Consider the following 24,318-nt stretch of genomic DNA (forward strand, 5'->3'; position numbering starts at 1 on the left):
ATGGCACTGAAGCATTATAACCCGACCAGCCCGGCACGCCGTGGCCTGATCCTGATCGACCGGTCCGGTCTGCACAAGGGCGGCCCTGTGAAGGCGCTGACCGAAGGCAAGCGCAAGACCGGTGGTCGCAATAACAAGGGCCATGTGACTTCGCGCGGTATCGCCGGCGGTCACAAGCAGCGCTATCGCATCATCGACTTCAAGCGCCGGTTGTGGGGCGTCGAGGGCACGGTCGAGCGGATCGAATATGATCCCAACCGCACCGCGTTCATCGCGCTGATCAACTATGGCAAGACCGAAGACGGCAAGGAAAACGTTGCCTATATCGTCGCGCCGCAGCGTCTGGCCGTTGGTGACAAGGTCGTCGCCGACAAGAAGACCGACGTGAAGCCGGGCAATGCGATGGAACTGGGCCAGATGCCGGTTGGCACGATCGTCCACAACGTCGAGATGAAGCCGGGCAAGGGTGGCCAGATCGCCCGTTCGGCTGGTACGTATGTGCAGGTCGTCGGTCGCGACAAGGGCATGGTCATGGTCCGCCTCAACTCGGGCGAGCAGCGTTACATCCATGCGAATTGCATGGCGACGGTCGGTGCCGTGTCGAACCCCGACAATGGCAACACCAACCTCGCCAAGGCCGGTCGTAATCGCTGGTTGGGCGTGAAGCCGCTGACGCGCGGCGTCGCCAAGAACCCGGTCGACCATCCGCACGGCGGTGGTGAAGGCCGGACCTCGGGTGGCCGTCATCCGGTTACGCCATGGGGCAAGCCGACCAAGGGTGCGCGCACCCGTCACAATAAGTCGACGGATAAGATGATTATCCGTTCGCGTCATTCGACGAAGAGGAAGGGCTAACATGGCTCGCTCAGTCTGGAAGGGTCCGTTCGTGGACCTTCATCTGCTCAAGAAGGCAGAAACCGCTCAGGAAACCAATGCGCGTGGTGCGATCAAGACTTGGTCGCGTCGCTCGACGATCCTGCCGCAGTTCGTTGGCCTCACGTTCAGCGTCTATAACGGCCGGAAGTTCGTGCCGGTGTCGGTCAACGAGGACATGGTGGGCATGAAGCTCGGCGAGTTCGCACCCACCCGCTATTTCCCCGGCCACGCCGCGGACAAGAAGGGCAAGCGCTGATGTCTAAGGCAAAATCCCCCCGCCGGGTCGGCGAGAAGGAAGCCCTCTCGGTCGGCACGCAGATCCGCGGTTCGGCGCAGAAGCTCGGCCTGGTTGCAGCGCTCATCCGCAACAAGCCGGTCGGCGATGCGATGAACATCCTGCAATTCTCGACCAAGGGTATGGCGATCGAAGCGCGCAAGGTTCTGGCCTCGGCCATCGCCAACGCTGAGAACAACCATAACCTCGACGTCGATGCGCTGGTCGTTTCCGAAGCGTCGGTCGGCAAATCGATCGTGATGAAGCGTTTCGCCACGCGCGGTCGCGGTAAGTCGACGCGCATCCTGAAGCCGTTCAGCCGCTTGCGCATCGTCGTTCGCGAAATGGAAGAAGAAGAAGCGTAATGGGTCAGAAATCGAACCCCATCGGTCTGCGCCTGCAGATCAATCGCACCTGGGACAGCCGCTGGTATGCCGAGGGCGCCGATTACGGTCGTCTTTTGCTCGAAGATCTCAAGATGCGCGCGTTCATCATGAAGACGTTGCCACAGGCAGCGATCTCCAAGGTGGTGATCGACCGTCCGGCCAAGCTGTGCCGCGTCTCGATCTTCGCAGCACGCCCCGGCGTCATCATCGGCAAGAAGGGTGCGGACATCGAAAAGCTGCGCCGTCTGCTCGGCAAGATGACCAGCTCGGACGTCAGCCTGAACATCGTTGAAATCCGCAAGCCGGAAGTCGACAGCAAGCTCGTCGCGCAGGGTATCGCCGATCAGCTCGAGCGTCGTATCGCCTTCCGTCGCGCCATGAAGCGTGCGGTGCAGTCGGCAATGCGTCTGGGCGCCGAAGGCATCCGGATCAATTGCGGCGGCCGTCTCGGCGGTGCCGAAATCGCTCGTTCGGAATGGTATCGCGAAGGTCGCGTTCCGCTTCACACGCTGCGCGCCAATGTCGATTATGCTGAAGCGACTGCACACACCGCGTACGGCGTGTGCGGCGTGAAGGTGTGGATCTTCAAGGGCGAAATCCTGGGCCATGACCCGATGGCGACCGACCGGCTGATGATGGAAGCACAGACTTCCGGCGTCCGGCCTGATCCGCGCCGCTAAGGAATAGATCATGCTTCAACCGAAAAAGACCAAGTTCCGCAAGGCCTTCAAGGGCCGCATCCATGGCGACGCCAAGGGTGGCACCACGCTCAACTTCGGGTCGTATGGCCTGAAGGCAATGGAGCCGGATCGTCTCACCGCACGCCAGATTGAGGCGGCTCGCCGCGCGATCACGCGTCACATCAAGCGCCAGGGCCGTTTGTGGATCCGCGTTTTCCCGGACGTTCCCGTCTCGGGCAAGCCTGCCGAAGTCCGCATGGGTAAGGGCAAGGGTTCGCCGGAATATTGGGCAGCGCGCGTCAAGCCGGGCCGGATCCTGTTCGAACTGGACGGCGTTCCCGGTGACATCGCCGCGATGGCGTTCAGCCGTGCAGCGATGAAGTTGCCGATCAAGGTGAAGGTCGTTGCCCGTCTTGGCGACACCTCGCATCTGGGAGTTGCATAACATGGCCAAGATCGACACGCGTCGTTCCGACCTGGTCGCCAAGACCGAAGATCAGCTGGGCGAAGAGCTCGGCAATCTGAAGCGTGAGGCGTTCAACCTGCGTTTCCAGGCGGCGACCAACCAGCTCGAAAAGCCGAGCCGGGTCCGCGAAGTCCGTCGCGATATCGCACGGATCAAGACCCTCCAGTCGTCGCGTTCGCGCGACGCTGCCAAGTAAGGATTTAGACATGCCAAAGCGCGTGCTGACGGGGCTGATCGTCTCCGACAAGGGCGACAAGACGGTGGTCGTGAACGTGGAGCGTAAGGTCAAGCACCCGCTCTACGGCAAGATCATCCGTCGTACGAAGAAGTACCATGCCCATGATGAGGGCAATGAGTTCAAGCAGGGTGAAACCGTGCGGATCGAAGAGACCGCACCGATCTCCAAGCTGAAGACCTGGAAGGTCGTCGATCGGGTTAACACCCACGCGACGCCCGAGCGGGTTGACGTCGACGCGTAAAGCGTTGGTTTATTGAGGCGGCACCGGTCGGAATCGGTGCCAAAGAAGAGAAGGAAGCGGATCCATGATCCAGATGCAATCCAATCTCGAGGTCGCTGACAACAGCGGCGCGAAGCGGGTTATGTGCATCAAGGTGCTTGGGGGTTCCAAGCGTCGTGTTGCAGGCGTTGGCGACATCATCGTCGTCAGCGTGAAGGAAGCCGCACCGCGCGGCCGCGTGAAGAAGGGCGACGTGCATCGTGCCGTCATCGTGCGTACGGCGAAGGACATTCGCCGCGCCGATGGCACCGTGATCCGCTTCGATTCGAATGCCGCTGTGCTGGTCAACAAGAACGAAGAGCCGATCGGCACGCGTATCTTTGGCCCAGTTGTGCGTGAGCTCCGCGGCAAGAAGCACATGAAGATCATCTCGCTCGCTCCGGAGGTGCTGTAAAATGGCTTCCGCTAAGATCAAGAAGGGTGACCGCGTCATCGTCCTGTCCGGCAAGGACAAGGGCAAGACCGGTGAAGTCACCATGGCGCTGCCCAAGGCAGACAAGGTCGTGGTATCGGGCGTCAACATCGCCGTGCGCCACACCAAGCCGAGCCAGGGTGACCCGCAGGGTGGCCTGAAGCGCGCCGAAGCACCGATGCACGTTTCGAACGTCGCGCACGTGACCGCCGACGGCAAGCCGACGCGCGTTCGTTTCGAGACGCAGGACGGGAAGAAAGTCCGCGTCGCCGTGAAGACCGGGGAGAAAATCAGTGGCTGATGCTGCAATGAAGCCCCGGATGCGGGGCATGTACGACGACAAGATCATCGCTGCGATGACCGAGAAGTTCGGCTACAAGAACGCGATGGAAGTCCCGCGGCTCGACAAGATCGTCCTGAACATGGGCGTTGGCGAAGCGACGCAGGACAAGAAGAAGGTCGACCAGGCAGCCCAGGAAATGGAGCTGATCGCCGGCCAGAAGCCCGTCGTGACCAAGGCCAAGAAGTCGATCGCTCAGTTCAAGCTGCGCGAAGGCATGCCGATCGGCGTGAAGGTTACCCTTCGACGTGATCGGATGTACGAATTTCTCGACCGTTTCATCACGATCGCGCTGCCGCGCGTTCGCGATTTCCGCGGGCTCAACCCCAAGTCGTTCGACGGACGCGGCAACTACGCCTGCGGTCTGAAGGAGCAATTGGTGTTCCCCGAAATCAGCTATGACCGGATCGACAAGATCCGCGGCATGGACGTGATCGTCACGACGACGGCACGGACCGACGACGAAGCGCGCGAGCTGCTCCGTTTGTTCGGCTTCCCGTTCCCGCCGGAAGTTACTGAAGAATCGACCGAAAAGAAGGCGGCATAAGATGGCGAAGGTAAGTTCTGTAAACAAGAACGAGCGTCGCAAGATGCTCGTCAAGAAGTACGCCCCGAAGTACGCGGCGCTGAAGGCAATCGCTGCCGACAGCACGCTGAGCGACGGCGAGCGGATCGAGGCGCGTCTGAAGATGGCCGAGATTCCCCGCAACGGGAACCCGACGCGCATCCGCAACCGCTGCGAGCTGACGGGTCGTCCGCGCGCTTATTATCGCAAGTTCCGCCTCTGCCGTATCATGCTGCGCGATCTGGCCAATAAGGGCCTCATCCCCGGCGTTACGAAGTCGAGCTGGTAAGGATCAACAGATGGCATTGACCGATCCCCTGGGTGATATGCTCACCCGCATCCGCAACGGCCAGCGCGCGCGCAAGGACTCTGTCCTGACGCCGGGCTCGAAGCTGCGGGCCCGTGTTCTCGACGTTCTCCAGCGCGAAGGCTACATCCGTGGCTATAGCGAAGAGCAGATGGGCCCCGCGGCCGGCATCCGCATCGAGCTGAAGTATTTCGAGGGCCAGCCCGCGATCAAGCACGTTGCTCGTGTTTCGAAGCCTGGCCGTCGCGTCTATTCGGCCTCGACCGAACTGCCGCGCGTCATGAACGGCCTCGGCATCACGATCGTCTCCACGCCTCGCGGCGTTCTGTCCGACGCCGAAGCGCGCGAACAGAATGTCGGCGGCGAAGTCCTCGCGGAGGTGTTCTGATATGAGCCGCATCGGTAAAAAGCCGGTCGCGATCCCAAGCGGTGTCACCGCGACGATCGAAGGCCAGCAGCTCACCGTGAAGGGCCCCAAGGGGACCCTCGCGATGCCGCTGCGCGAAGAGATCAGCTATGTGCTCGAAGAGGGTGGCGTTTCGGTCAACCCCGCAAACGAGACCAAGCGCGCGCGCGCGTTCTGGGGCATGCAGCGGACGCTCGTGCAGAACCTGATCACCGGCGTGTCGGACGGCTTCACCAAGAAGCTGCTGATCAACGGCGTTGGCTATCGCGCCGCCGCACAGGGCAAGAATTTGAACCTGAAGCTTGGCTACAGCCATGACGTCAACATCGACGTGCCGGAGGGGATCGAGGTCAAGACCCCCGACAACACGACGATCGAGATTTCGGGCACCGACAAGCAGAAGGTCGGTCAGCTCGCCGCAGAGATCCGTCGCTGGCGTAAGCCCGAGCCCTACAAGGGCAAGGGCATCAAGTACGACGGCGAGTTCATCTTCCGCAAGGAAGGGAAGAAGAAGTAATGTCGACCAAAGGTATGTCTCTCTTCGAGAAGCGGCGCCGCCGCAACCGCACCGCGCTTCGCGCACGGGGCTCGGGCCGTCCGCGGTTGTCGATCCACCGTTCGGGTCGCCACATCTACGCACAGATCATCGACGATGCACGCGGGCTGACGCTCGCGTCGGCCTCGACGCTGGAAAAGGACGTGCGCGACACGTCCGGTGCCAATGTCGATGCGGCGACGGCTGTCGGCACGCGCATCGCCGAGGCCTGCAAGGCCGCTGGCGTCACGCAGGTCGTGTTCGATCGCGGTGGCTTCCTGTTCCACGGTCGCGTCAAGGCGTTGGCGACTGCCGCGCGTGAAGCCGGATTGGAGTTCTAATTATGGCTGACGACAACATTCCGAACGAAATCGCAGCATCGCCCGACGGCGCGCCCGTTCCACAGGCGGAAGCGCCGCGTGGACGCGGTGGCCCCGGCGGCGGTCGTGGTGGTCCTGGCGGCGGTCGTGGTCCTGGCGGCGGTGCAAACCGCGGCGGGCGCGACAATCGCGGCGGTCGTGACAATCGTGGCGGTCGTCCGGGTTCGGACGATGGCGGCGAAGAGCTGATCGAGAAGCTGGTTCACATCAACCGCGTCTCGAAGACGGTCAAGGGCGGCAAGCGCTTCGGCTTTGCAGCACTCGTCGTCGTCGGCGACGGCAAGGGTCGCGTTGGCTTCGGTCATGGCAAGGCGCGCGAAGTGCCCGAGGCCATTTCGAAGGCGACGGCTGCTGCCAAGAAGGCAATGGTCCGCGTTCCTTTGAAGGACGGTCGCACGCTGCATCATGACGGTAACGGTCACTTCGGTGCCGGTCTCGTCACGCTGCGCTCGGCACCTGCTGGTACCGGCATCATCGCCGGTGGCCCGATGCGCGCCGTGTTCGAATCGCTGGGTGTGGCGGACGTCGTGACCAAGTCGGTCGGCACGTCCAACCCCTACAACATGATCCGTGCGACCTTCGAAGCGCTGACCGCACAGGTCAGCCCGAAGTCGGTTGCGCAGCGTCGTGGCAAGAAGATCGCCGATCTGCTCGGTCGTGGTGGCGCGGAAGCGCCCCAGGCTGAAGCCGAAGCCGCAGCGATTGTGGAGTAAGCGATCATGGCAACCATCAAGATTACGCAGACCGGTTCGCCGATCCGCCGCGAAGCCGACCAGCGGGCAACGCTGATTGGCCTCGGCCTCAACAAGATGCACCGCACGCGCGAGCTGCAGGACACGCCCGAAGTTCGTGGCATGATCCGTAAGGTCGCGCATATGGTGAAGATCGAGGCGTAAGCTTCTCTGGGTTTCGCTTCGTGCGGAACACTAGTGACAAACACGGGGCAGGGGGCTAACGGCCCCCTTCCTCATTTATCAGCGCGACAAAAGCGAAAGCGAGTGCACGACCATGAAACTGAACGAAATCCGCGATAACGATGGCGCCCGTAAGTCCCGCATGCGCGTGGGCCGTGGTATCGGTTCGGGCAAGGGCAAGACCGCAGGGCGCGGCCAGAAGGGCCAGAAGAGCCGCGAGGGCGTTTCCATCGCCGGCTTCGAAGGCGGCCAGATGCCGCTCCACATGCGTCTGCCAAAGCGCGGCTTCAACAACATCTTCGCCAAGGATTATGCCGAGGTGAACCTCGGCGCGATCCAGAAAGCGATCGACGCCGGCAAGATTGAAGCGGGCGCAACGCTCGACCATGATGCGCTGAAGGCCGCTGGCCTGGCGCGTGGCGGCAAGGACGGCGTCCGTCTGCTCGCCAAGGGTGAGATGACGGCTGTGCTCAGCTTCACCGTCGCCGGCGCGTCGAAGGGCGCGATCGAGGCAGTCGAGAAGCTCGGCGGCAAGGTCGACGTCATCCATGTCGTTCCGGCTGCCGAGAAGGCTGCCGCCAAAAAGGGCGTCAAGTATCGCGAGCGCAAGGCGCACAAGGAATCGTTCAAGGCGTAAGCCGGACGATTGACGGCCTTATCCGCACCACCGTCACCCCGGCCTTGTGCCGGGGTCCACTGCGCCGCAAATTCTGCGGCCGAAGGGTACGGACGAGGGTGGACCCCGGCACGAGGCCGGGGTGACGGTTGGGATTTTGGCTCAGGGCGACCGCTAGCCATTAGACAAGTCCGTTCGGACCCCTATATGAGCGGCGGGGCGGTCAAACGCTTTCCGCCGTTTTTTGTTTCCTGACATACGTTACCGGGACGACACGCAGTATGGCATCCGCAGCCGACCAGATGGCCTCCAGCATCAGCCTGTCCAAATTCGCACAGGCGACCGACCTCAAGAAGCGGTTGTGGTTCACGATCGGTGCGCTGATCGTGTTCCGCTTGCTCAGCTACGTGCCGCTGCCGGGGATCGACCCGACCGCGCTGACCGCGCTGGCACAGCGCACGACCGGCGGCGTGCTCGATTTCTTCAATGCCTTCTCGGGCGGGTCGCTGAAGCGCGCCAGCTTGATCGCGCTGGGCGTGACGCCGTACATCACTGCGTCGATCGTGGTGCAGCTTGCGACCTCGCTGTCGCCGACGCTCGCCGCGATCAAGAAGGAAGGCGAGAGCGGGCGCAAGCGGCTCAACCAATACACCCGCTACGGCACGGTCGCGCTGACGGTAATCCAAGGCTATTTCCTGGCGCTCGGTTTCGCGAGCCAGGGCGTGGTGGTCGAACCCGGCCCGTTGTTCGTCGTCGGCGCCGTGATCAGCCTGGTCGGCGGTACGATGTTCCTGATGTGGATCGGCGAGCAGATCACCAGCCGCGGGATCGGCAATGGCATGTCGCTGATCATCATGGCGGGCATCGTCGCGAATCTGCCGACGACGCTCTACAACCTCGCGCAGACCGCGCGGACCGGCGGCGGCAGCGTGACCGGGTTCACCGTCGTGCTGATCGCGATCGCGGTAGCGGGGCTGATCCTGTTCATCTGCTTCATGGAGCGCGCACAACGCCGCATCCTGATCCAATATCCCAAACGCCAGACCCAGCGCGGGATGCAGGCCGATCGCAGCCATTTGCCGCTTAAGATCAACACCGCCGGCGTGATTCCGCCGATCTTCGCGTCTTCCTTGTTGCTGATGCCGCTGACGATTACGCAGTTTGCCGGCACCAACGTTTCCGGGGACAGTTATTGGGGCTCGGCGATCATCTGGCTCAACCAGTATCTGCAGCATGGCAGCATCGCGTATATGACGCTGTATGGCGCTGGGATCATCTTCTTCTCGTTCTTCTACACCGCGGTTGTGTTCAACCCGGAAGAGACGGCTGACAATCTCAAGCGCTACGGCGGGTTCATCCCCGGCATCCGACCGGGCAAGAATACCGAGAATTATTTCGATTACGTGCTGACGCGAATCACCGTTATCGGCGCAGGCTATCTGGCGATCATCTGCCTGTTGCCAGAATATCTGGTGTCGGCGCTGTCGATACCGTTCTACCTTGGCGGCACGAGCCTGCTGATCGTCGTCAACGTGACGATGGACACGGTCACGCAGATCCAGTCGCACTTGCTGGCGCACCAATATGGTGATCTGATCAAGAAGGCGAAGTTGAAGGGCGGGCGTCTCCGTTAAGCGAGACGCGACCAGCCAAACGGGAGTGGCGGCTTGAACATCATATTGTTGGGACCGCCGGGTGCGGGCAAAGGCACCCAGGCGAGCCGCCTCGAAGCGGATCGCGGCATGGTCCAATTGTCGACCGGCGACATGTTGCGCGAAGCGCGCGACAACGGCACGCCCGTCGGCCTGATCGTCGGCCCGATCATGAAGGCAGGCGGTCTCGTGTCAGACGAGATCGTCTCCGCGCTGATCGACGAAAAGCTAACGTCGCTCGATGCGGGCCAGGGTGTGATCTTTGACGGCTATCCGCGCACTGCGGCACAGGCCGAGCAGCTCGACGCGATCCTGACCAACCACGGCCGTACGCTCGACCACGTGATCGAGCTCGAGGTGAATGAGGACAAGCTGGTCGCGCGGATCGTCGGGCGGTTCACCTGTGCATCGTGCGGCACCGGGTATCACGACGTGTTCAAGCAGACCAAGGTCGCGGGCACATGCGACGTTTGCGGTGGCCAGGCGTTCAAGCGGCGCCCGGACGATAATGAGGAAACCGTGCGGACGCGCATGGCGGAATATCGTGCCAAAACCGAGCCGATCATCCCGATCTACGCCGCCCGCGGGTTGCTTGCGCGGGTCGACGGCATGGGTGAGATCGACGCGGTAACCACCGCGATTGAGGCGATCCTCGACGCCGGTTGATTGTCGCGCGCCGACGTCGCACGACATTTTCACCAAATGACACTTTGTTCACGGTCACGTCATCGCGGCGTGAGCCGGCGCCGCGCATAAGCAACGTCGGTCGCAGCCTGTATTCGCAGACCTGATTTTAACGAGATCGGCACTCGCACTCCCGGGAGTGCCGTTGGCCGGCGGAAGGCTTGCTTTCCGTCGGCCTCATCTTTGGCTAGGCTCGCGAGGGAAACCACCCGGAATGCCGCCTGTGACCCGCAAGATCCTGATCGTCGAAGACGATGCCTCCACCGCCGCCTATCTGGCCAAGGGGCTGAGTGAGGGCGGGTATGCCGTTGAAACGTGCGGCGATGGGCGCGATGGGCTGTTTCTGGCGAGCGAGGGCATTTTCGACCTGATCATCGCGGACCGAATGCTGCCGGGCCTGAATGGCCTCGCGATGCTCGGCGCAATTCGCGCGGCCGGGGTACGCACGCCGACGATGATCCTGTCGGCCTTGGGCACCGTGGATGATCGGATCGACGGGCTGAACGCCGGGGCAGACGATTACCTGGTCAAACCCTTTTCCTTTGCCGAATTGACCGCACGGATCGACGCGATCTTTCGCCGGGTCGATCGCGGCGTTTCCGAAGGCCAGCAGACGCGGTTGTCGGTCGGCGATCTGGAAATCGACCTGCTCGCGCGCACTGTCGCGCGCGGCGGACGCCCGATCCAGCTTGGCGCCCGCGAATTCAATCTGCTGGAATATCTTGCACGCCATGCCGGGCAGGTGGTGACGCGCACGATGATGCTCGAGAAGATCTGGAACTATCATTTCGACCCCGGATCGAACGTCGTCGATGTCCATATCGGGCGGCTGCGGCGTAAGCTCGAGGACGGGTTTGCCGCGCCGATCCTGCATACGGTGCGCGGGGCTGGGTATCGGCTCTCGACCGAGGTCTGACGCGGGCGGTGAAACTGCGGCTTACCTTTACGACGCGGATCGCCTTGCTGGCGATCGCGCTGGCGCTCACCTCGAACATCGTGCTTGTCGCGTTCGTGTGGAAGCTGGTCCACGACGATGCCATCGCGGCATTGCGGCGGGATACAATCGCTGAATCGGATGCCCTCGTCGCGGTATATCGCACCGGCGGGCTGGCGGCCCTCCAACGGACCATTGCCGAGCGGCGGACCCCTGCCGACCCGGCGCACATCCTTGCAGTGATCGCGCCGGACGGGCGGCGCGTGGCGGGCAGCGGCCCCGATTTCGCGCATGTCGCTGCGTTGCAACCCACGTTGTTCGAGATTGGCCGGATGAGCGACTGGCAGCTCTGGGCGGAACGTGAGGCAGGCTATGCCGTTCGGCGGATCGATGCCAACCGACTGGTCAGCGGGCGGCTGCTCGACGATTGGGAGCAGGAACAGCGCGGGATCGAGCGGGCATTGCTGGCGGCGATGGCATTGTCGCTGGCGCTTGGCATTGGCGGCGGGCTGGTCGTAACGCGCTATGTCGGGCGGCGGCTCAACAGCGTCGCCGATGTCATCGAGGGCGTCGCGAGCGGTGACTTGTCGCGCCGCGTGGCGAATGCGGCGGCAGACATGGTCCGCAGCGGCGATGCGTTCGACCGGCTGGCGACGCGGCTCAACGCCATGCTCGACAAGACCGAGCGATTGATGACGGAATTGCGGATCGTCACCGACGGGCTGGCGCACGATCTGCGCTCCCCGCTCGCGCGGTTGCGGGCGAAGGCGGAGGCAGCGGTCCTGCAGGCCGAACCGGCGCAGCGCGAGGCGGCGATGGGCGGGTTGCTGATTGAGACCGACCTGGTGATGCGGATCCTGTCGACGATGATCGAGATCACGCGGGCGGAATCGGTCCCGCGCGACCGGCTTGCGCCGGTTGATCCGGTGGCGTTGATGGAGGAAATCGCCGAGCTTTACGCACCGGTGGTGGAGGATGCGGGGATGCGATTCGAGGCGGTGATCGACCGCGGCGTGCCGCGCTTGGTCCTGCACCGGGAATTGCTGACCCAGGCGCTGGCTAATCTCATCGACAATGCGCTGCGGCATGCCGGGCAGGGCGGGGCCATTACGCTCCGGCTCGCGCTCGCCGATGGCGCGGCGCGCTTCCAGGTCGAAGATCGCGGCCCCGGTATCGCCGAGGCCGACCGGGCGCAGGCGTTGCGCCGCTTCGGTCGTCTCGATGCAGCACGCAGCTTGCCCGGGGCAGGGCTGGGTATGGCGCTGGTCGAGGCGGTTGCGCGGCTGCACGGCGGGCGAGTAGAACTCGGCGACAATGCGCCGGGCCTGGTGGCGGCGGTGGTGGTGCCGGTTTCGGGCTAGTTGCGGGCATGCAGGTGTCACCGTAGCGGGGCGGCTCGCTTGACACCGCCCGAATCGACGCTTAACGCACAACCATTCCGAAACACCGGTCTCCGGCGGCGCTGTTTGCGCTCGCCGGTGTTGTGCGTGTTACACGGTAGGCAACGCGATGAGATGGGGTCTGCAGCCATGCAGCCCTGTGGAGCAGGAGAAAAAGTTCATGGCACGTATCGCCGGGGTCAACATCCCGACCAACAAGCGCGTCGTTATCGCGCTCACTTACATCCACGGCATTGGTAACACCAAGGCCAAGGAAATCGTCACCAAGCTGAACATCCCGATGACGGCACGTGTGCAGGACCTGACCGATCAGGAAGTGCTCCACATCCGCGAGACGATCGACGCCGATTATACGGTCGAGGGCGATCTTCGCCGCAGCGTCGCGATGAACATCAAGCGTTTGATGGATCTCGCTTGCTATCGTGGTTTGCGCCATCGCAAGGGCCTTCCGGTCCGTGGCCAGCGCACGCACACCAATGCGCGCACCCGCAAGGGTAAGGCAAAGCCGATCGCCGGTAAGAAGAAGTGAGCTTGAGCCGCGGGTGACCGCGGCTCGCTCCTGCAGCAAGGTTAGGACAAGATAATGGCACGTGAACCGCAACGCATTAAGCGGCGTGAGCGCAAGAACATCACCTCTGGTGTCGCGCATGTGAACGCAAGCTTCAACAATACCATGATCACGATCACCGATGCCCAGGGCAACGCGATTTCGTGGTCCTCGGCTGGCGCAATGGGCTTCAAGGGCTCGCGCAAGTCGACCCCGTACGCGGCACAGGTCGCAGCGGAAGACGCGGGCAAGAAGGCCGCCGAGCATGGCGTTCGTACGCTCGAAGTCGAAGTGAAGGGCCCGGGTTCGGGTCGTGAATCGGCGCTGCGTGCACTGCAGGCAGTCGGGTTCCAGATCACGTCGATCCGTGACGTGACCTCGATCCCGCACAATGGCGTGCGTCCGTCGAAGCGTCGTCGCGTCTGATTTCGTCTCGGCCGTGCGCGGTTGATCGCGCTGCACGGTTTTCGAGTCCAAACATGGCCGGGATTGCCCGATCTCGGCCCAAAACCAAGGGATAGCCCATGTCCGTCAATGCAAAGAACTGGCAGGAACTGAAGAAGCCGTCCGGCCTCGAAAAGAAGCCCGGCGGAGACGGCAAGCGCAAAGCAACCTTCGTTGCCGAGCCGCTGGAGCGTGGTTTTGGCCTGACGCTCGGCAACGCGCTGCGTCGCGTGTTGCTGTCGTCGCTGCAGGGTGCTGCGGTTACCTCGATCAAGATCGAGAACGTGCTGCATGAATTCTCGTCGCTGGCGGGTGTTCGTGAAGACGTGACCGACATCGTGTTGAACGTGAAGCAGATCGCGCTGCGCATGCAGGGTGAAGGGCCGAAGCGTCTCCAGCTCTCGGCAACGGGTCCGGGGCCAGTCAAGGCCGGCGACATCGCGGTTTCGGGCGACATCGAAGTGATGAACCCCGCGCTCGTGCTGTGCCACCTCGACGAGGGCGCGACGCTCAACATGGAATTCACCGCAGACGTCGGTAAGGGCTATGTCGCCGCCGTCGCCAACCGTCCGGCCGATGCGCCGATCGGCCTGATCCCGGTCGACGCGCTGTATTCGCCGGTCAAGCAGGTCAGCTACAAGGTCGAGAACACCCGCGTCGGGCAGGAGCTCGATTACGACAAGCTTACGCTGACGATCGAAACCGACGGTACGATTACCCCGGAAGAGGCAGTCGGCTATGCCGGTCGCATCCTGCAGGACCAGCTCGCTCTGTTCGTCGGCTTCGACGATTCGAGCGTGCAGCGTTCGGCACCGATCGGCCATGCCGCACCGGCCTCGACCGGCGGCGAAGTGTCGGGCGATACGCAGCAGATCAACCGGTACCTGCTGAAGAAGGTCGACGAGCTCGAACTGTCGGTCCGCAGCGCCAATTGCCTCAAGAACGACAACATCATCTATATCGGCGATCTGGTCCAGAAGACCGAAGCCGAGATGCTGCGCACGCCGAACTTCGGCCGCAAGTCGCTGAACGAGATCAAGGAAGTGCTGTCGAGCATGGGCCTCCGACTGGGTATGGAAATCCCCGGCTGGCCGCCTGAAAACATTGAAGAAATGGCCAAGAAGCTCGAACAAGAGATCATGGGGTAAAACCCGTTACGGGTGGCACTTTCGTCACTTTCGAAGATGCAGGGTTTGGGCGGTGGCCCGTTTCGCACCGCCCGGTACGGGGTACCTCACACGGCCCCATAACGAACGAAGGAAGATATCATGCGTCATCGCGTAGGCGGTCGTAAACTGCAGCGTACCTCGGCACATCGCATTGCGTTGTTCCGTAACATGTCCGCCGCCCTCATCAAGCACGAGCAGATCACCACCACCGTCGCCAAGGCGAAGGAACTGCGCCCGTACGTTGAAAAGCTGATCACGCTGGCGAAGAAGGGTGGCCTGTCCAACCGTCGCCTGGCACACACGCGCTTGCTCGACGATGCGCAACTGGTGAAGCTGTTCGACGTGCTGGCCACGCGCTATGCCGATCGCAACGGCGGCTACACGCGCGTCGTCAAGGCAGGTATCCGCATGTCGGACGCGTCGCCGATGGCGATCATCGAATTCGTCGATCGCGACGTCAGCGCCAAGGGCCAGGATTCGGGTCCGGTGATGACCGACGGCGAGTATGACGAAGCGGCGTAAGCCGACCGAGTCTCGGAGTTAAAAAGGAGCCTTACCCGTCCAGGGTGCGGCTCCTTTCTCGTTTCAGGCTTCGTCGCCGCGCCAGATCAGCAGACGCTGCCCGTCATGCAGGCCCGCGATCCGAACCGCAGTCCCCGCCGGTAGGTCGAGCGGCTCATCGAACGGATAATATTGCGCGCCCCAATGGGATTTCGCCGCGGGACCGGGGCGGTTCTCATACGCGGTCTCCGCGTCGAGCTGCAGCCGGATCCATTGCACGACACCGCCGATCGGCCCGCCAGTCGTGGTCAGCGTCGACGTCGCGCGATGCGGCTCGCGCGGTGGCGCGGCAGTGAAGTCGAACGTCAGCAGCGCAACCGCATCGCTGTGCAAGGTCAGCGTCGTATCGGCCACGGCGACGGTGCGCGGCACCTGTGCCAGCGCGTTGAAGCCGCTGAGATCGAAGCCATCGACAACCGCGACATCGCGTTCCTCGATCGCCGACCAACTGCCCAGCGCAACCATCACGTCGCCACCGGCCGGGATCATCTGGCCACCGGGCGCGAGTAATCGCGATGATGCATCGGCCAGCGTCTTGAGAACGCCTTCCGCCAGCAGATTGTTCGACACGATTTCGGAGACGATTACGTCCGCGCGCCCCTCCAGATCGGCTTCCACGTCAAGTTCGGTCGAATTGCCAGTCACCACCCGAATTTGCTCGGCATAGCCATTGGTGGCTACGATTCGCGTCGCGATATCGGCGATGGCGGGGTTCTCCTCACACGCCACGACTCGCCCGGCACCAGCGCGTGCCGCCATCAGCGACAGCAGCCCGCTGCCCGCGCCGATATCGAGCACGTGCGTGCCCGGCGTCACGGCACGGCGAAGTGCGGCGTCGAACGCGGTATTGCGGGGTTCGTCGCGCAGCATGGAGAAATGCCAGCGCGGTACGCTGTTGCCGATCAATTGCTGTGTGCGGGCGGCGACTTCGACATCGTCGGGGGCATGCTCGCGCGCCTGCAGCGCCAGCGGATAGACCCGCGCGCCCAGGCCGATCTTTGAGGCAAGGCCGGCGAGTGCAGCGAGTTTGCGGCCGTCGCGTCCTGCCGCGACCACCATCGGTTCGAAGCCAGCGCGCGCGACGGCCTTCAGATCATCCCCATTGTTCATTTCACCCCCAAACCTCTTTCCCCCGCCCGCGCATCTGTTATCTGGCGGCATGACCCAACCGACAGACTCGTTCCTCGCCGATTCTATCCTGATCGTCGATTTCGGCAGCCAGGTAACCCAATTGATCGCGCGGCGCGTCCGTGAGAGCGGCGTGTATAGCGAGATCGCGCCTTTCACCACCGCCGAGGCGGCCTTCGCCCGCATGGCACCCAAGGGGGTGATCCTGTCGGGCAGCCCGGCCTCGGTGCTCGATGAGGGGAGCCCCCGCATTCCGCAGGCAATCCTCGACAGCGGCGTGCCGATTCTCGGCATTTGCTACGGGCAGCAAGTGTTGATGCATCAGCTTGGCGGATCGGTCACACTCGGCGAAAGCGGCGAATTCGGTCATGCCGTGATCGAAGTGACGGACGAATGCGTCCTCTTCGACGGCCTATGGCACACCGGTGAGAAGCATTCGGTGTGGATGAGCCATGGCGACAAGGTGACTGCACTTGCCCCCGGCTTCCGGCCGGTCGCCGTCAGCCCTGGCTCGCCGATTGCGGTCGTCGCCGACGATTCGCGCAAATATTACGCGACGCAATTCCACATGGAGGTTGCGCACACCCCTGACGGTGCAAAGCTTATCGCCAATTTCGCGCGGCATGTCTGCGGGTTGACCGGCGAGTGGACGATGGCCGAGTTCCGCGCAGCCAAGATCGCCGAGATCCGCGCGCAAGTCGGTCAGGGCAGGGTGATTTGCGGCCTTTCCGGCGGAGTCGATTCCGCAGTGGCGGCGGTGCTGATCCACGAGGCGATCGGCGCGCAACTGACTTGCGTCTTCGTCGACCACGGCCTGATGCGCACGGCCGAGGCGGAGCAAGTCGTCACGCTGTTCCGCAATCATTACAACATCCCGCTGGTCCATGTGGATGCAGAGGCGACGTTCCTTGCGGGGTTGGCCGGGGTCACCGACCCGGAGGCGAAGCGCAAGTTCATCGGGGCAGCCTTCATCGACATTTTCGAAGCCGAGGCGAAGAAGGTCGGCGGTGCCGATTTCCTCGCGCAGGGCACGCTGTACCCCGATGTGATCGAGAGCGTAAGCTTCACCGGCGGCCCGTCGGTGACGATCAAGAGCCACCACAATGTCGGCGGGCTCCCCGCGCGCATGAACATGCAATTGGTCGAGCCGCTGCGCGAACTGTTCAAGGACGAAGTCCGTGCGCTTGGCCGCGAACTCGGTTTGACCGAGGCATTCGTCGGCCGGCATCCGTTCCCCGGGCCTGGTCTCGCGATCCGCATCCCCGGCGAAGTCACCAAGGAACGCTGCGATATCCTGCGCAAGGCGGATGCGATCTATCTTGAGGAGATCCGCGCGGCGGGTTTGTACGACACGATCTGGCAGGCGTTTGCGGTGCTGCTGCCGGTGCGCAGCGTCGGCGTGATGGGCGACGGGCGGACGTATGACAATGTGTTGGCGCTGCGTGCGGTAACCTCGACCGACGGGATGACCGCCGAGGCGTTCCAGTTTCCGGGCGATTTCCTGCCGCGCGTGGCGACGCGGATCGTCAACGAAGTCAAAGGCATCAACCGCGTGACCTACGACTATACGTCGAAGCCGCCTGGCACGATCGAGTGGGAATGATTTTGACCCGTCCGAACGCCGCCGAAACTACGCTATGGCACGACATAAGTATCTGAAAAACAATAATAAAATAGCCGCCATCGATCGTCGTCTATCGCGGGGTAAGCCTCCGCATTGACGGTACTACTGACGGTATGGCGACTCTTGTTGCATCGGCAGATTCGTTATACCGTCATGGCTTAGAGAGCTTTGACGGTATTTTTTGTGATATTATTCCATTGAGAATAAAAGGAAATTTGCCATCCAGTGAGGCCCTTTTTGGCCTGACGGTATATTTGATGGCTCTCTCGCGTTTTCTGAGCGATTTCGGAGGGACCAATGCTGACTGACGCGGGTATCAAGGCCCTGAAACCAAAGGGCAAATTATACAAGATCGCCGACCGTGACGGTATGTATGTGGTGGTCCAGCCGGCGGGGTCGATCGTGTTCCGTTACGACTACCGCATGAACGGCCGGCGCGAGACTTTGACGCTCGGTCGATACGGGCCTGCCGACCTTTCGCTGGCGCGTGCGCGGGAGAAGCTGATCGACGCTCAGCGCGCTATCCTCGAAGGGCGGTCGCCCGCTCAGGAGAAGCAGCGCGACAAGCGTCGTATCAAGGAAGCAAAGAGGTTCGGAGAATTTGGCGAACGTTGGTTGCAAGAGCACCGGATGGCCGACAGCACCCGCGCGATGCGCCGCGCAATCTATGAACGTGACATTCTTCCGACGTTTCGGAACCGGTTGCTGACGGAAATCAGCCCCGAGGATCTCCGAGCGATGTGCGCGAAAGTGAAAGGACGGGGAGCCCCGGCCACGGCGGTGCACGTCCGCGATATTGTAAAGCTGGTTTACGCCTTCGCTATCCTGCATGGGGAGAAGGTGCAGAACCCTGCCGATGAGGTTGGGCCTGCGTCGATCGCGACCTTCGTCCCCAAGGACCGTTCGCTATCTCCCGCCGAAATCCGGGTCATGCTCGGACAGCTTGAGCATGTGGCGACGTTGCCGACCATCCGGCTCGGCATGAAGCTGTTCCTGCTCACCATGGTCCGCAAGAGCGAGTTGCAGGACGCTACCTGGGATGAAGTCGATTTCGAGAATGGGGTATGGTCGATTCCGAAGGAGCGGATGAAGCGATCCAAGGCTCACAACGTCTATCTGCCGGAGCAGGCGATCGACATCCTCGTCGCTCTCAAGACCTGCGCCGGCAATTCCAGATACCTGCTGCCGTCCCGCTACGATGCGGGCGCACCGATGTCGCGCGCGACATTCAATCGCGTGACCTATGCGGTTGTCGAGCGGGCACAAAAGGAGGGACTGCCGCTAGAACCCTTCACTGTCCACGACATACGCCGCACAGGCTCGACGCTGCTCAACGAGCTGGGCTTCAATAGCGACTGGATCGAGAAATGTCTGGCGCATGAGGATGGGCGCTCGTCCCGCGGCATTTACAACAAGGCGGAGTACGAGCACCAACGCCGTCATATGATGCAGCAATGGGCCAATCTCGTCGACGCCTGGGTCGTCGGTCAGAAATACGTTCCGACGCTGTATCCGGCGTCCATGGACCTTCTTGTTCCTGAACCTAGCCTCTGACAGGCCGAAACTTCCTTAGATTGACGTCAGGCGATGGTGCTCGCCTGACATTTTTCGCTCTGGAAGCTTCGCGACGTTGTTCAAGCCAAGCCTCTACTTCGGCGAGATCCCAGACAACGCATCGGGCGGTCAGATAAAACCGCTGCGGAAACTCGCCCCGCTGCTCCATGTCGTAAATGGTGGTGTCAGCGAGAGGGACGATCTCACGAAGCTGGTGCCTGCGGATAGTTTGTTTTCTCAAGACTGATTGGGGATGAATCATATCGGCACCTCAATTCTAAAATCTGAGTACGATAGAAGGCGATAGACGTGAGGTTTGGGAATACTTGTCCGTAAGTCGGCGTAGAAACGGCGGTACTGGCGTGGGAAACGGACGGTTTGCAAACCTAATCGGCAGGTTTTCAATTTTCACCAAGGTAATGCTTCATGTAAGGCCACAACTGCTTCGGTCGCACGCCATTAGCCACTTTCAGCGTTACGCCGCGCCTTGGCGAAGGCTCGATCGGTGGCGATGAACCTCTCCAGCATCGGCACGATCAGGCGGACGGGATCGGTCGGTGGATGGCCGTTCTCGCGGCCGAGCACGTCGGCATAGGCGGCGAGATTGCGATGCAACGTGGCCGGCAATTCCACCGTTACTTTCACCGGCTTGTCGTCGGCGATCGGCCCGAGCTTCAGCTTGGTCATGGCGTGGCCCCATAGGGTTCGAGGACGAGATCGCGCGTGACGATGACGCGGACTGGAAAGCCGGGCCGGATGGTCAGCGTCGGTTGGACGTTGAGCTGGCGGCGGACGATCTGTTGCCCGGCGTCGTTGATCGTGTCCTGCGCGCCGTCGCGGATGGCGCCGATCAGGCGGTCGTTCTGGTCGGTGGCGAGTTCGGCGCCGACGCCGAGCAGGGTCGAGAGGGCGGCGGCCTTGGCGAGATCCCACCAGTGGTAATCGACACCGTCCTCCAGTCCGGCAAAGCCCTCGGCGTCCGCACCGGGCTGGCGCTCCAGCACGATCGAGCGACCGTTGGGCAGGATCAGACGGTTCCAGACCAGCAGGATACGGCGCTGGCCGAAGCCGACGCCGTTGTCGTACTGGCCGATGATCCGCGTGCCCTGCGGTACGAGCAGGATACGCCCGGTCGGGCTGTCATAGATGTTCTCCGTGACCTGGGCGGTGATCTGGCCGGGCAGATCGGAGCGGATGCCGGTAATGAGCGCGGCCGGAATGACCGCACCGGCTTGCAGGATGTTGGGCGAGGCCGGCCCCGCGACGCGATCGGTGGAAACGGTGCGCTTGTCGGGCGTCTGGTTGAGGAAGGCGAGCTGACGATCCTGCGCGGTCGGTGTCGCCGGCGGCGGCGCGAGACCGAGGCTGGTCAGGTCCGGCAGCGGTGCCGGGACATTGGCCGTGGCGGCTGGCGGCGCGGTATTGCGCGTCTCCGTCGAGGCGAACAACCGACCAGTCCGCGCCGCTTCGATCTCTTGAAGCCGGCGTTGCTCCTCGGCGCTGATGCCCGGCGTGGGCGCGGCGATGCCCGACGCCGGCACGGGCTGGCCCCGGTTCTGCGCGTCGAGGATCGGTCGGCCGAGGTCGCCGGGCAAAGCCGGGCCGAGGACCGGGCCGGTATAATCCTTGGGCAGACCGGCGAGGCCGTCCGGGGTCGAGCGGTTGTCGGTGGAGATCAGTTCCTCCGGCTTGCCGCCATCGCGGGTCTGGAGCGCATAGATCAGCGCACCGCCGACCGTGAGACTGCCGATGAGGCCGAGACCGGCGAGCGCCTTGCGCGACAGTCGGGTGACGCGCGGCGGCTCGGCCCGCAGACGCATCGGCGCGGCCGTCTCGCCGATCAGTGGCCGGGCGTCGTCATCCGGCTCCGGCGCTGGCTTTTTTCCCGGATCGATGTCGCTCACGATGCCGGCCTCCCGTCGGTGCGGGTGATGCGGACGCGGCGCTGGGTGTTGCCGGTGCCCAACCGCAGCTCGGCGGCGGCGAACAGCCGATCGACGATCATGTGCCGTCCGCTGACCCGGTAGTTCACCAGCTCGGAGGTGTTGCCCTCGGGGCCGACGACGAACAGCGGCGGCATCTCGCCCTGCGCGATGCCGCGCGGGAACTCGATGAAGACCTGCCGTCCGTCGTCGAAGGCGCGCAAGGGCCGCCACGGCGCGCGGTCGCCGTCGATCGCATAGCGGAAGTTGACGTTGGCGAGATCGACGCCGCTGGCGACAGGCTGCGCAGCCTGGGCCTGCGCATTCTGCCGACGCAGCGCGATGAGCTGGTCCTGCGGGTACTGCCAGGACACCGACGCCATATAGGTCCGCTCGGTCGAACGAAGCTCCATGTGATAGGTGCGCAGGTTGGTGTTGATTACGAGGTTGGTCATCAGCTCCGCCCGCGTCGGCTTGACGAGGATATGCACCTGCTGCGTCGCGCCCGAACCGCTGAGCGTATCGCCGATGATCCAGCGCACCGTGTCGCCGGCCGCGACCGGCCCCGCGCCGACCAGCGTCTCGCCGGGCTGGAGGGCGATGTCGGTGATCTGGCCGACGGCGGTATAGACCTGATAGAGCGCGCCGCCGGTATAGGGATAGACCTGCATCGCATTGATGAATCCGTCGCGGACGGGCTGGATGCGGGCGGCGGCGTTGGCCTGATTGACGCGGGCGGCCGGATCGGTCGGCTCGGGCGCACGGCGGGATGGCTCCACCGGCTTCAACTGTCCGGGCAGCGGCAAGGGGCGCGGCAGTTCGACGACGGTGACGGGTGCAGGCGGATCGATCGTCTGGACGGCGGGCGCGGCATCGTCATAGGCGATCTCGGGCGGGATCGAGCGCGTGGCGCAGCCGGCGAGCGCCGACGTGCAAAGCAGCAGGACAGCGAAAGCCGCCTTTCCAGCTTTGCATATCGGCGGGTTTGCGGGAGTACGGTTCGCCGGATGTCCGGCGGTCAGATGCGACGGCCGGATCATTGTCCCAGCTCCTTCGACCAGTTGATGGCGTTGACGTAGATTCCGAGCGGATTGGCCCGGAGTTTTTCGGGGTCGCGAGGTGAAGCTACGGCGATGGTGAGGATGGCGGTCCAGCGCTCGGTCGAGGCGAGGCTGCCGTCCTGATAGCGGCGCTCGGTCCAGGCGACGCGGAACGAGTTCGGCGAGGCGCGGATGACGGACGAGACGTCCACGGCGACCTGCTGGCGTCCGACCTTGGCGAAGGGGTCGTTGACGCGGGCATAGTCGTTCAGCGCCATCGCGCCGGCCGAGGTGGTGAAGTCGTAGGCGCGCAGCCAGTTCTGCCGGACGATGATCGCGTCGGACGGGATCGACCGGACCTGTTCGACGAACCGCGCCAAGTGGAACGCGATCTGCGGATCGGTCGGGCGATAGTCGGCGGTCGCGGGCGCGATGGCCTGCGCCTGGCCGAGTTTGTCGACCTGCACCACCCACGGCACGATCGAGCCGTTGGCGGATTGCCAGACCAGTGCGCCCGACAGCCCGGCCGACAGGATCAGCGATCCGAAGGCCATCAGCCGCCAGTTTTTGGCCTGCACGCGGGCGGAGCCGATGCGGTCGTCCCAGACCTGGGCGGCGCGCTGGTAGGGCGTGTCGGGCTGTGGCGTCTTGCCGTAATGGGTGGCGGGTCGTTTGAACATCAGCGGTCGCTTTCGGAGAGGTTGACGGAAGAGCCGCCGCCATGGCTGTCGCCGGATTTGACGGCATGGGCGGCGGCCTGAATGCCGTGGGAAGCCTGCTGGCCGCGCTTCATTCGCTTGGCCCAGGCGGGCGGGCCGCCGGCATTGGCGGACGAAGAGGATGCGGCGGGAGATTCTGCGGTTTCGGCTGAGGCGGCCTCGCCGCTGAGGGCACGTTCACCGGCCTGAAAACTGTCTTTCATGGACGCGGCGGCGCGTTTGAACGGGCTGGCGATGGCGGCCCCGGCCTTCGACGCGCCGGTGCTGGCGACACCCGATGCACCGCCCGCGCTGTAGGCAGCCGACGCCCCGCCCACGAGCGTCGCACCGCCACGGGCGGCAGCGCCGGCTCCGGCGGCCAGCGCCGCGCCACCGGACGCGACCGCACCGATCGCCGCGCCTCCGGCAGCCACCATACCGCCAGCGGCGAGACCCGTGCCGATCGCCGCACCCGCGCCGAGCTGCGGCCCGCCGGAGACGAGGCCGTTGGCGATGCCGGGGCCGAAGATGCCGAGGCCGAGCAGCGACAGCGCCGCCAGCACGATCGCCATCGCCTGATCGATCGTCGGCGCCTGCCCGGCGAACCCGGCGGTGAATTGCGAGAACAGCGTCGAGCCGATGCCGATGATGACGGCCAGCACCAGCACCTTGATGCCGGACGAGATGACGTTGCCGAGCACCCGTTCGGCCATGAAGGCGGACTTGCCGAACAGGCCGAACGGGATCAGCACGAAGCCCGCCAGCGTCGTCAGCTTGAACTCGATCAGGGTGACGAAAAGCTGGATGGCGAGGATGAAGAAGGCGAGCAGCACCAGCGCCCAGGCGAACAGCAGGCAGGCGATCTGGATGAAGTTCTCGAAGAAGGAGATCCAGCCCATCAGGCCGGAGATGGATTCCAGCAACGGTCGCCCGGCGTCGAGACCGACCTGCGCCACTTTGCCGGGCCGCAGGAGATCGGCGGTCGTGAACCCGGTGCCCGACGCCTTCAGGCCGAGGCCGGCGAAGCTCTCGAAGACGATGCGGGCGAGGTTGTTCCAGTTGCCGATGATGTAGGCGAAGACGCCGACGAACAGGGTCTTCTTGATGAGGCGACCGATGATGTCGTCGTCGCCGCCCATCGACCAGAACAAAGCCGCCAGCGTCACGTCGATGACGATCAGCGTCGTGGCGATGAAGGCGACCTCGCCCGACAGCAGGCCGAAGCCTGAGTCGATGTAGCGGGTGAAGACGGCCAGGAACTGGTCGATGACGCCGGTGCCACCCAT

At 63.5% G+C, this 24,318-nt stretch carries 34 protein-coding genes; 27 read left to right on the forward strand and 7 right to left on the reverse strand.

What is annotated here, in order from left to right; all coding sequences use genetic code 11:
• The 25 genes from rplB to rplQ all read left to right on the forward strand — a co-directional run bounded on the left by rplB (position 1) and on the right by rplQ (position 15,027).
• The gene (rplB, locus tag HMP06_RS01125; protein WP_176495422.1) at positions 1-855 is read left to right on the forward strand and encodes a 50S ribosomal protein L2; all 855 of its coding nucleotides are present in this window, start codon (positions 1-3) and stop codon (positions 853-855) included.
• 1 nt (position 856) lies between these two features.
• Entirely contained in the window at positions 857-1,132 is a 276-nt protein-coding gene (rpsS, locus tag HMP06_RS01130; protein ID WP_010164582.1) for a 30S ribosomal protein S19, read from the forward strand.
• Complete coding sequence (gene rplV / locus HMP06_RS01135) at positions 1,132-1,515, forward strand: 50S ribosomal protein L22 (protein ID WP_176495423.1); 384 nt, start codon at positions 1,132-1,134, stop codon at positions 1,513-1,515. The genes rpsS and rplV overlap by 1 nt, the downstream gene beginning before the upstream one ends.
• The gene (gene rpsC, locus HMP06_RS01140) at positions 1,515-2,216 is read left to right on the forward strand and encodes a 30S ribosomal protein S3 (RefSeq protein WP_176495424.1); all 702 of its coding nucleotides are present in this window, start codon (positions 1,515-1,517) and stop codon (positions 2,214-2,216) included. Before rplV ends, rpsC begins: the two co-directional genes overlap by 1 nt.
• A 10-nt stretch (positions 2,217-2,226) precedes the next feature.
• Positions 2,227-2,661 carry a 50S ribosomal protein L16 gene (gene rplP / locus HMP06_RS01145; RefSeq protein WP_010164579.1) on the forward strand — a complete coding sequence of 145 codons (435 nt, stop codon included), beginning with the start codon at positions 2,227-2,229 and terminating at the stop codon, positions 2,659-2,661.
• A gap of 1 nt (position 2,662) precedes the next feature.
• A complete protein-coding gene (gene rpmC / locus HMP06_RS01150; RefSeq protein ID WP_176495425.1) occupies positions 2,663-2,878 on the forward strand; it encodes a 50S ribosomal protein L29 in 216 nt (71 codons plus the stop codon).
• A gap of 10 nt (positions 2,879-2,888) precedes the next feature.
• The gene (rpsQ, locus tag HMP06_RS01155) at positions 2,889-3,161 is read left to right on the forward strand and encodes a 30S ribosomal protein S17 (RefSeq protein ID WP_176495426.1); all 273 of its coding nucleotides are present in this window, start codon (positions 2,889-2,891) and stop codon (positions 3,159-3,161) included.
• Positions 3,162-3,225: 64 nt separating this feature from the next.
• Complete coding sequence (rplN, locus tag HMP06_RS01160) at positions 3,226-3,594, forward strand: 50S ribosomal protein L14 (RefSeq protein ID WP_010164574.1); 369 nt, start codon at positions 3,226-3,228, stop codon at positions 3,592-3,594.
• A gap of 1 nt (position 3,595) precedes the next feature.
• On the forward strand, positions 3,596-3,913 hold the full coding sequence (rplX, locus tag HMP06_RS01165) for a 50S ribosomal protein L24 (RefSeq protein ID WP_176495427.1): 318 nt from the start codon (positions 3,596-3,598) through the stop codon (positions 3,911-3,913).
• Between the two features lie 19 nt (positions 3,914-3,932).
• Entirely contained in the window at positions 3,933-4,499 is a 567-nt protein-coding gene (rplE, locus tag HMP06_RS01170; RefSeq protein WP_443026502.1) for a large ribosomal subunit protein uL5, read from the forward strand.
• A gap of 1 nt (position 4,500) precedes the next feature.
• Positions 4,501-4,806, forward strand: a complete 306-nt coding sequence (gene rpsN / locus HMP06_RS01175) for a 30S ribosomal protein S14 (RefSeq protein WP_176495428.1) — start codon at positions 4,501-4,503, stop codon at positions 4,804-4,806.
• Between the two features lie 10 nt (positions 4,807-4,816).
• Positions 4,817-5,212 carry a 30S ribosomal protein S8 gene (gene rpsH / locus HMP06_RS01180; RefSeq protein WP_010185507.1) on the forward strand — a complete coding sequence of 132 codons (396 nt, stop codon included), beginning with the start codon at positions 4,817-4,819 and terminating at the stop codon, positions 5,210-5,212.
• Position 5,213: 1 nt separating this feature from the next.
• Positions 5,214-5,747 (forward strand): 50S ribosomal protein L6, encoded by a 534-nt coding sequence (gene rplF / locus HMP06_RS01185; protein WP_176495429.1) that lies wholly within the window; start codon positions 5,214-5,216, stop codon positions 5,745-5,747.
• Complete coding sequence (rplR, locus tag HMP06_RS01190) at positions 5,747-6,106, forward strand: 50S ribosomal protein L18 (protein ID WP_176495430.1); 360 nt, start codon at positions 5,747-5,749, stop codon at positions 6,104-6,106. The genes rplF and rplR overlap by 1 nt, the downstream gene beginning before the upstream one ends.
• 2 nt (positions 6,107-6,108) lie before the next feature.
• Complete coding sequence (gene rpsE / locus HMP06_RS01195; RefSeq protein ID WP_232089804.1) at positions 6,109-6,858, forward strand: 30S ribosomal protein S5; 750 nt, start codon at positions 6,109-6,111, stop codon at positions 6,856-6,858.
• Positions 6,859-6,864: 6 nt separating this feature from the next.
• Positions 6,865-7,041 carry a 50S ribosomal protein L30 gene (rpmD, locus tag HMP06_RS01200; RefSeq protein WP_176495431.1) on the forward strand — a complete coding sequence of 59 codons (177 nt, stop codon included), beginning with the start codon at positions 6,865-6,867 and terminating at the stop codon, positions 7,039-7,041.
• A gap of 112 nt (positions 7,042-7,153) precedes the next feature.
• Positions 7,154-7,696 carry a 50S ribosomal protein L15 gene (rplO, locus tag HMP06_RS01205; RefSeq protein WP_176495432.1) on the forward strand — a complete coding sequence of 181 codons (543 nt, stop codon included), beginning with the start codon at positions 7,154-7,156 and terminating at the stop codon, positions 7,694-7,696.
• A 260-nt stretch (positions 7,697-7,956) separates the two neighbouring features.
• A complete protein-coding gene (secY, locus tag HMP06_RS01210) occupies positions 7,957-9,309 on the forward strand; it encodes a preprotein translocase subunit SecY (RefSeq protein WP_176495433.1) in 1,353 nt (450 codons plus the stop codon).
• A 33-nt stretch (positions 9,310-9,342) separates the two neighbouring features.
• Positions 9,343-9,993: an adenylate kinase gene (locus HMP06_RS01215; RefSeq protein ID WP_176495434.1), complete on the forward strand. Its 651-nt coding sequence runs from the start codon at positions 9,343-9,345 to the stop codon at positions 9,991-9,993.
• A 241-nt stretch (positions 9,994-10,234) separates the two neighbouring features.
• Positions 10,235-10,927 carry a response regulator transcription factor gene (locus HMP06_RS01220; RefSeq protein ID WP_176495435.1) on the forward strand — a complete coding sequence of 231 codons (693 nt, stop codon included), beginning with the start codon at positions 10,235-10,237 and terminating at the stop codon, positions 10,925-10,927.
• Between the two features lie 14 nt (positions 10,928-10,941).
• Complete coding sequence (locus tag HMP06_RS01225) at positions 10,942-12,306, forward strand: sensor histidine kinase (RefSeq protein ID WP_176498322.1); 1,365 nt, start codon at positions 10,942-10,944, stop codon at positions 12,304-12,306.
• A gap of 199 nt (positions 12,307-12,505) precedes the next feature.
• Entirely contained in the window at positions 12,506-12,874 is a 369-nt protein-coding gene (gene rpsM, locus HMP06_RS01230) for a 30S ribosomal protein S13 (protein ID WP_176495436.1), read from the forward strand.
• Between the two features lie 54 nt (positions 12,875-12,928).
• Positions 12,929-13,318 carry a 30S ribosomal protein S11 gene (gene rpsK, locus HMP06_RS01235; RefSeq protein WP_010164557.1) on the forward strand — a complete coding sequence of 130 codons (390 nt, stop codon included), beginning with the start codon at positions 12,929-12,931 and terminating at the stop codon, positions 13,316-13,318.
• Positions 13,319-13,416: 98 nt separating this feature from the next.
• Positions 13,417-14,484, forward strand: a complete 1,068-nt coding sequence (locus HMP06_RS01240; RefSeq protein WP_176495437.1) for a DNA-directed RNA polymerase subunit alpha — start codon at positions 13,417-13,419, stop codon at positions 14,482-14,484.
• 120 nt (positions 14,485-14,604) lie between these two features.
• On the forward strand, positions 14,605-15,027 hold the full coding sequence (rplQ, locus tag HMP06_RS01245) for a 50S ribosomal protein L17 (protein ID WP_176495438.1): 423 nt from the start codon (positions 14,605-14,607) through the stop codon (positions 15,025-15,027).
• Positions 15,028-15,090: 63 nt separating this feature from the next.
• Here the strand turns inward: rplQ and HMP06_RS01250 are convergent, their stop codons facing one another.
• Positions 15,091-16,176: a 50S ribosomal protein L11 methyltransferase gene (locus tag HMP06_RS01250; RefSeq protein WP_176495439.1), complete on the reverse strand. Its 1,086-nt coding sequence runs from the start codon at positions 16,174-16,176 to the stop codon at positions 15,091-15,093.
• Between the two features lie 49 nt (positions 16,177-16,225).
• Between HMP06_RS01250 and guaA the strand changes: the two genes are divergently transcribed.
• Positions 16,226-17,797, forward strand: a complete 1,572-nt coding sequence (guaA, locus tag HMP06_RS01255; RefSeq protein ID WP_176495440.1) for a glutamine-hydrolyzing GMP synthase — start codon at positions 16,226-16,228, stop codon at positions 17,795-17,797.
• A 318-nt stretch (positions 17,798-18,115) separates the two neighbouring features.
• The gene (locus tag HMP06_RS01260; RefSeq protein ID WP_176495441.1) at positions 18,116-19,372 is read left to right on the forward strand and encodes a tyrosine-type recombinase/integrase; all 1,257 of its coding nucleotides are present in this window, start codon (positions 18,116-18,118) and stop codon (positions 19,370-19,372) included.
• Here the strand turns inward: HMP06_RS01260 and HMP06_RS01265 are convergent.
• From HMP06_RS01265 to trbL, 6 genes are all read right to left on the reverse strand, one after another.
• Positions 19,362-19,634 (reverse strand): helix-turn-helix transcriptional regulator, encoded by a 273-nt coding sequence (locus HMP06_RS01265; RefSeq protein WP_176495442.1) that lies wholly within the window; start codon positions 19,632-19,634, stop codon positions 19,362-19,364. The genes HMP06_RS01260 and HMP06_RS01265 overlap by 11 nt on opposite strands.
• 197 nt (positions 19,635-19,831) lie before the next feature.
• Positions 19,832-20,059, reverse strand: coding sequence for a DUF2274 domain-containing protein (locus HMP06_RS01270; RefSeq protein WP_176495443.1), 228 nt, complete (start codon positions 20,057-20,059; stop codon positions 19,832-19,834).
• On the reverse strand, positions 20,056-21,192 hold the full coding sequence (locus tag HMP06_RS01275) for a TrbI/VirB10 family protein (protein ID WP_197940733.1): 1,137 nt from the start codon (positions 21,190-21,192) through the stop codon (positions 20,056-20,058). Before HMP06_RS01275 ends, HMP06_RS01270 begins: the two co-directional genes overlap by 4 nt.
• 80 nt (positions 21,193-21,272) lie before the next feature.
• Complete coding sequence (trbG, locus tag HMP06_RS01280; protein ID WP_232089936.1) at positions 21,273-22,331, reverse strand: P-type conjugative transfer protein TrbG; 1,059 nt, start codon at positions 22,329-22,331, stop codon at positions 21,273-21,275.
• Positions 22,331-23,014, reverse strand: coding sequence for a conjugal transfer protein TrbF (gene trbF, locus HMP06_RS01285; protein WP_176495446.1), 684 nt, complete (start codon positions 23,012-23,014; stop codon positions 22,331-22,333). Before trbF ends, trbG begins: the two co-directional genes overlap by 1 nt.
• Positions 23,014-24,318, reverse strand: a complete 1,305-nt coding sequence (trbL, locus tag HMP06_RS01290; RefSeq protein ID WP_176495447.1) for a P-type conjugative transfer protein TrbL — start codon at positions 24,316-24,318, stop codon at positions 23,014-23,016. Before trbL ends, trbF begins: the two co-directional genes overlap by 1 nt.

This window comes from Sphingomonas sp. HMP6 (assembly GCF_013374095.1).
Taxonomy (GTDB): domain Bacteria; phylum Pseudomonadota; class Alphaproteobacteria; order Sphingomonadales; family Sphingomonadaceae; genus Sphingomonas.

Excerpts from the sequence above, each read along its gene's own strand:
- rplB (WP_176495422.1), top strand. The coding sequence starts at position 1 with ATGGCACTGAAGCATTATAACCCGACCAGCCCGGCACGCCGTGGCCTG.
- rpsS (WP_010164582.1), top strand. The coding sequence starts at position 857 with ATGGCTCGCTCAGTCTGGAAGGGTCCGTTCGTGGACCTTCATCTGCTC.
- rplV (WP_176495423.1), top strand. The coding sequence starts at position 1,132 with ATGTCTAAGGCAAAATCCCCCCGCCGGGTCGGCGAGAAGGAAGCCCTC.
- rpsC (WP_176495424.1), top strand. The coding sequence starts at position 1,515 with ATGGGTCAGAAATCGAACCCCATCGGTCTGCGCCTGCAGATCAATCGC.
- rplP (WP_010164579.1), top strand. The coding sequence starts at position 2,227 with ATGCTTCAACCGAAAAAGACCAAGTTCCGCAAGGCCTTCAAGGGCCGC.
- rpmC (WP_176495425.1), top strand. The coding sequence starts at position 2,663 with ATGGCCAAGATCGACACGCGTCGTTCCGACCTGGTCGCCAAGACCGAA.
- rpsQ (WP_176495426.1), top strand. The coding sequence starts at position 2,889 with ATGCCAAAGCGCGTGCTGACGGGGCTGATCGTCTCCGACAAGGGCGAC.
- rplN (WP_010164574.1), top strand. The coding sequence starts at position 3,226 with ATGATCCAGATGCAATCCAATCTCGAGGTCGCTGACAACAGCGGCGCG.
- rplX (WP_176495427.1), top strand. The coding sequence starts at position 3,596 with ATGGCTTCCGCTAAGATCAAGAAGGGTGACCGCGTCATCGTCCTGTCC.
- rplE (WP_443026502.1), top strand. The coding sequence starts at position 3,933 with ATGCGGGGCATGTACGACGACAAGATCATCGCTGCGATGACCGAGAAG.
- rpsN (WP_176495428.1), top strand. The coding sequence starts at position 4,501 with ATGGCGAAGGTAAGTTCTGTAAACAAGAACGAGCGTCGCAAGATGCTC.
- rpsH (WP_010185507.1), top strand. The coding sequence starts at position 4,817 with ATGGCATTGACCGATCCCCTGGGTGATATGCTCACCCGCATCCGCAAC.
- rplF (WP_176495429.1), top strand. The coding sequence starts at position 5,214 with ATGAGCCGCATCGGTAAAAAGCCGGTCGCGATCCCAAGCGGTGTCACC.
- rplR (WP_176495430.1), top strand. The coding sequence starts at position 5,747 with ATGTCGACCAAAGGTATGTCTCTCTTCGAGAAGCGGCGCCGCCGCAAC.
- rpsE (WP_232089804.1), top strand. The coding sequence starts at position 6,109 with ATGGCTGACGACAACATTCCGAACGAAATCGCAGCATCGCCCGACGGC.
- rpmD (WP_176495431.1), top strand. The coding sequence starts at position 6,865 with ATGGCAACCATCAAGATTACGCAGACCGGTTCGCCGATCCGCCGCGAA.
- rplO (WP_176495432.1), top strand. The coding sequence starts at position 7,154 with ATGAAACTGAACGAAATCCGCGATAACGATGGCGCCCGTAAGTCCCGC.
- secY (WP_176495433.1), top strand. The coding sequence starts at position 7,957 with ATGGCATCCGCAGCCGACCAGATGGCCTCCAGCATCAGCCTGTCCAAA.
- rpsM (WP_176495436.1), top strand. The coding sequence starts at position 12,506 with ATGGCACGTATCGCCGGGGTCAACATCCCGACCAACAAGCGCGTCGTT.
- rpsK (WP_010164557.1), top strand. The coding sequence starts at position 12,929 with ATGGCACGTGAACCGCAACGCATTAAGCGGCGTGAGCGCAAGAACATC.
- HMP06_RS01240 (WP_176495437.1), top strand. The coding sequence starts at position 13,417 with ATGTCCGTCAATGCAAAGAACTGGCAGGAACTGAAGAAGCCGTCCGGC.
- rplQ (WP_176495438.1), top strand. The coding sequence starts at position 14,605 with ATGCGTCATCGCGTAGGCGGTCGTAAACTGCAGCGTACCTCGGCACAT.
- HMP06_RS01250 (WP_176495439.1), bottom strand. The coding sequence starts at position 16,176 with ATGAACAATGGGGATGATCTGAAGGCCGTCGCGCGCGCTGGCTTCGAA.
- guaA (WP_176495440.1), top strand. The coding sequence starts at position 16,226 with ATGACCCAACCGACAGACTCGTTCCTCGCCGATTCTATCCTGATCGTC.
- HMP06_RS01260 (WP_176495441.1), top strand. The coding sequence starts at position 18,116 with ATGCTGACTGACGCGGGTATCAAGGCCCTGAAACCAAAGGGCAAATTA.
- HMP06_RS01265 (WP_176495442.1), bottom strand. The coding sequence starts at position 19,634 with ATGATTCATCCCCAATCAGTCTTGAGAAAACAAACTATCCGCAGGCAC.
- HMP06_RS01270 (WP_176495443.1), bottom strand. The coding sequence starts at position 20,059 with ATGACCAAGCTGAAGCTCGGGCCGATCGCCGACGACAAGCCGGTGAAA.
- HMP06_RS01275 (WP_197940733.1), bottom strand. The coding sequence starts at position 21,192 with ATGCGTCTGCGGGCCGAGCCGCCGCGCGTCACCCGACTGTCGCGCAAG.
- trbF (WP_176495446.1), bottom strand. The coding sequence starts at position 23,014 with ATGTTCAAACGACCCGCCACCCATTACGGCAAGACGCCACAGCCCGAC.
- trbL (WP_176495447.1), bottom strand. The coding sequence starts at position 24,318 with ATGGGTGGCACCGGCGTCATCGACCAGTTCCTGGCCGTCTTCACCCGC.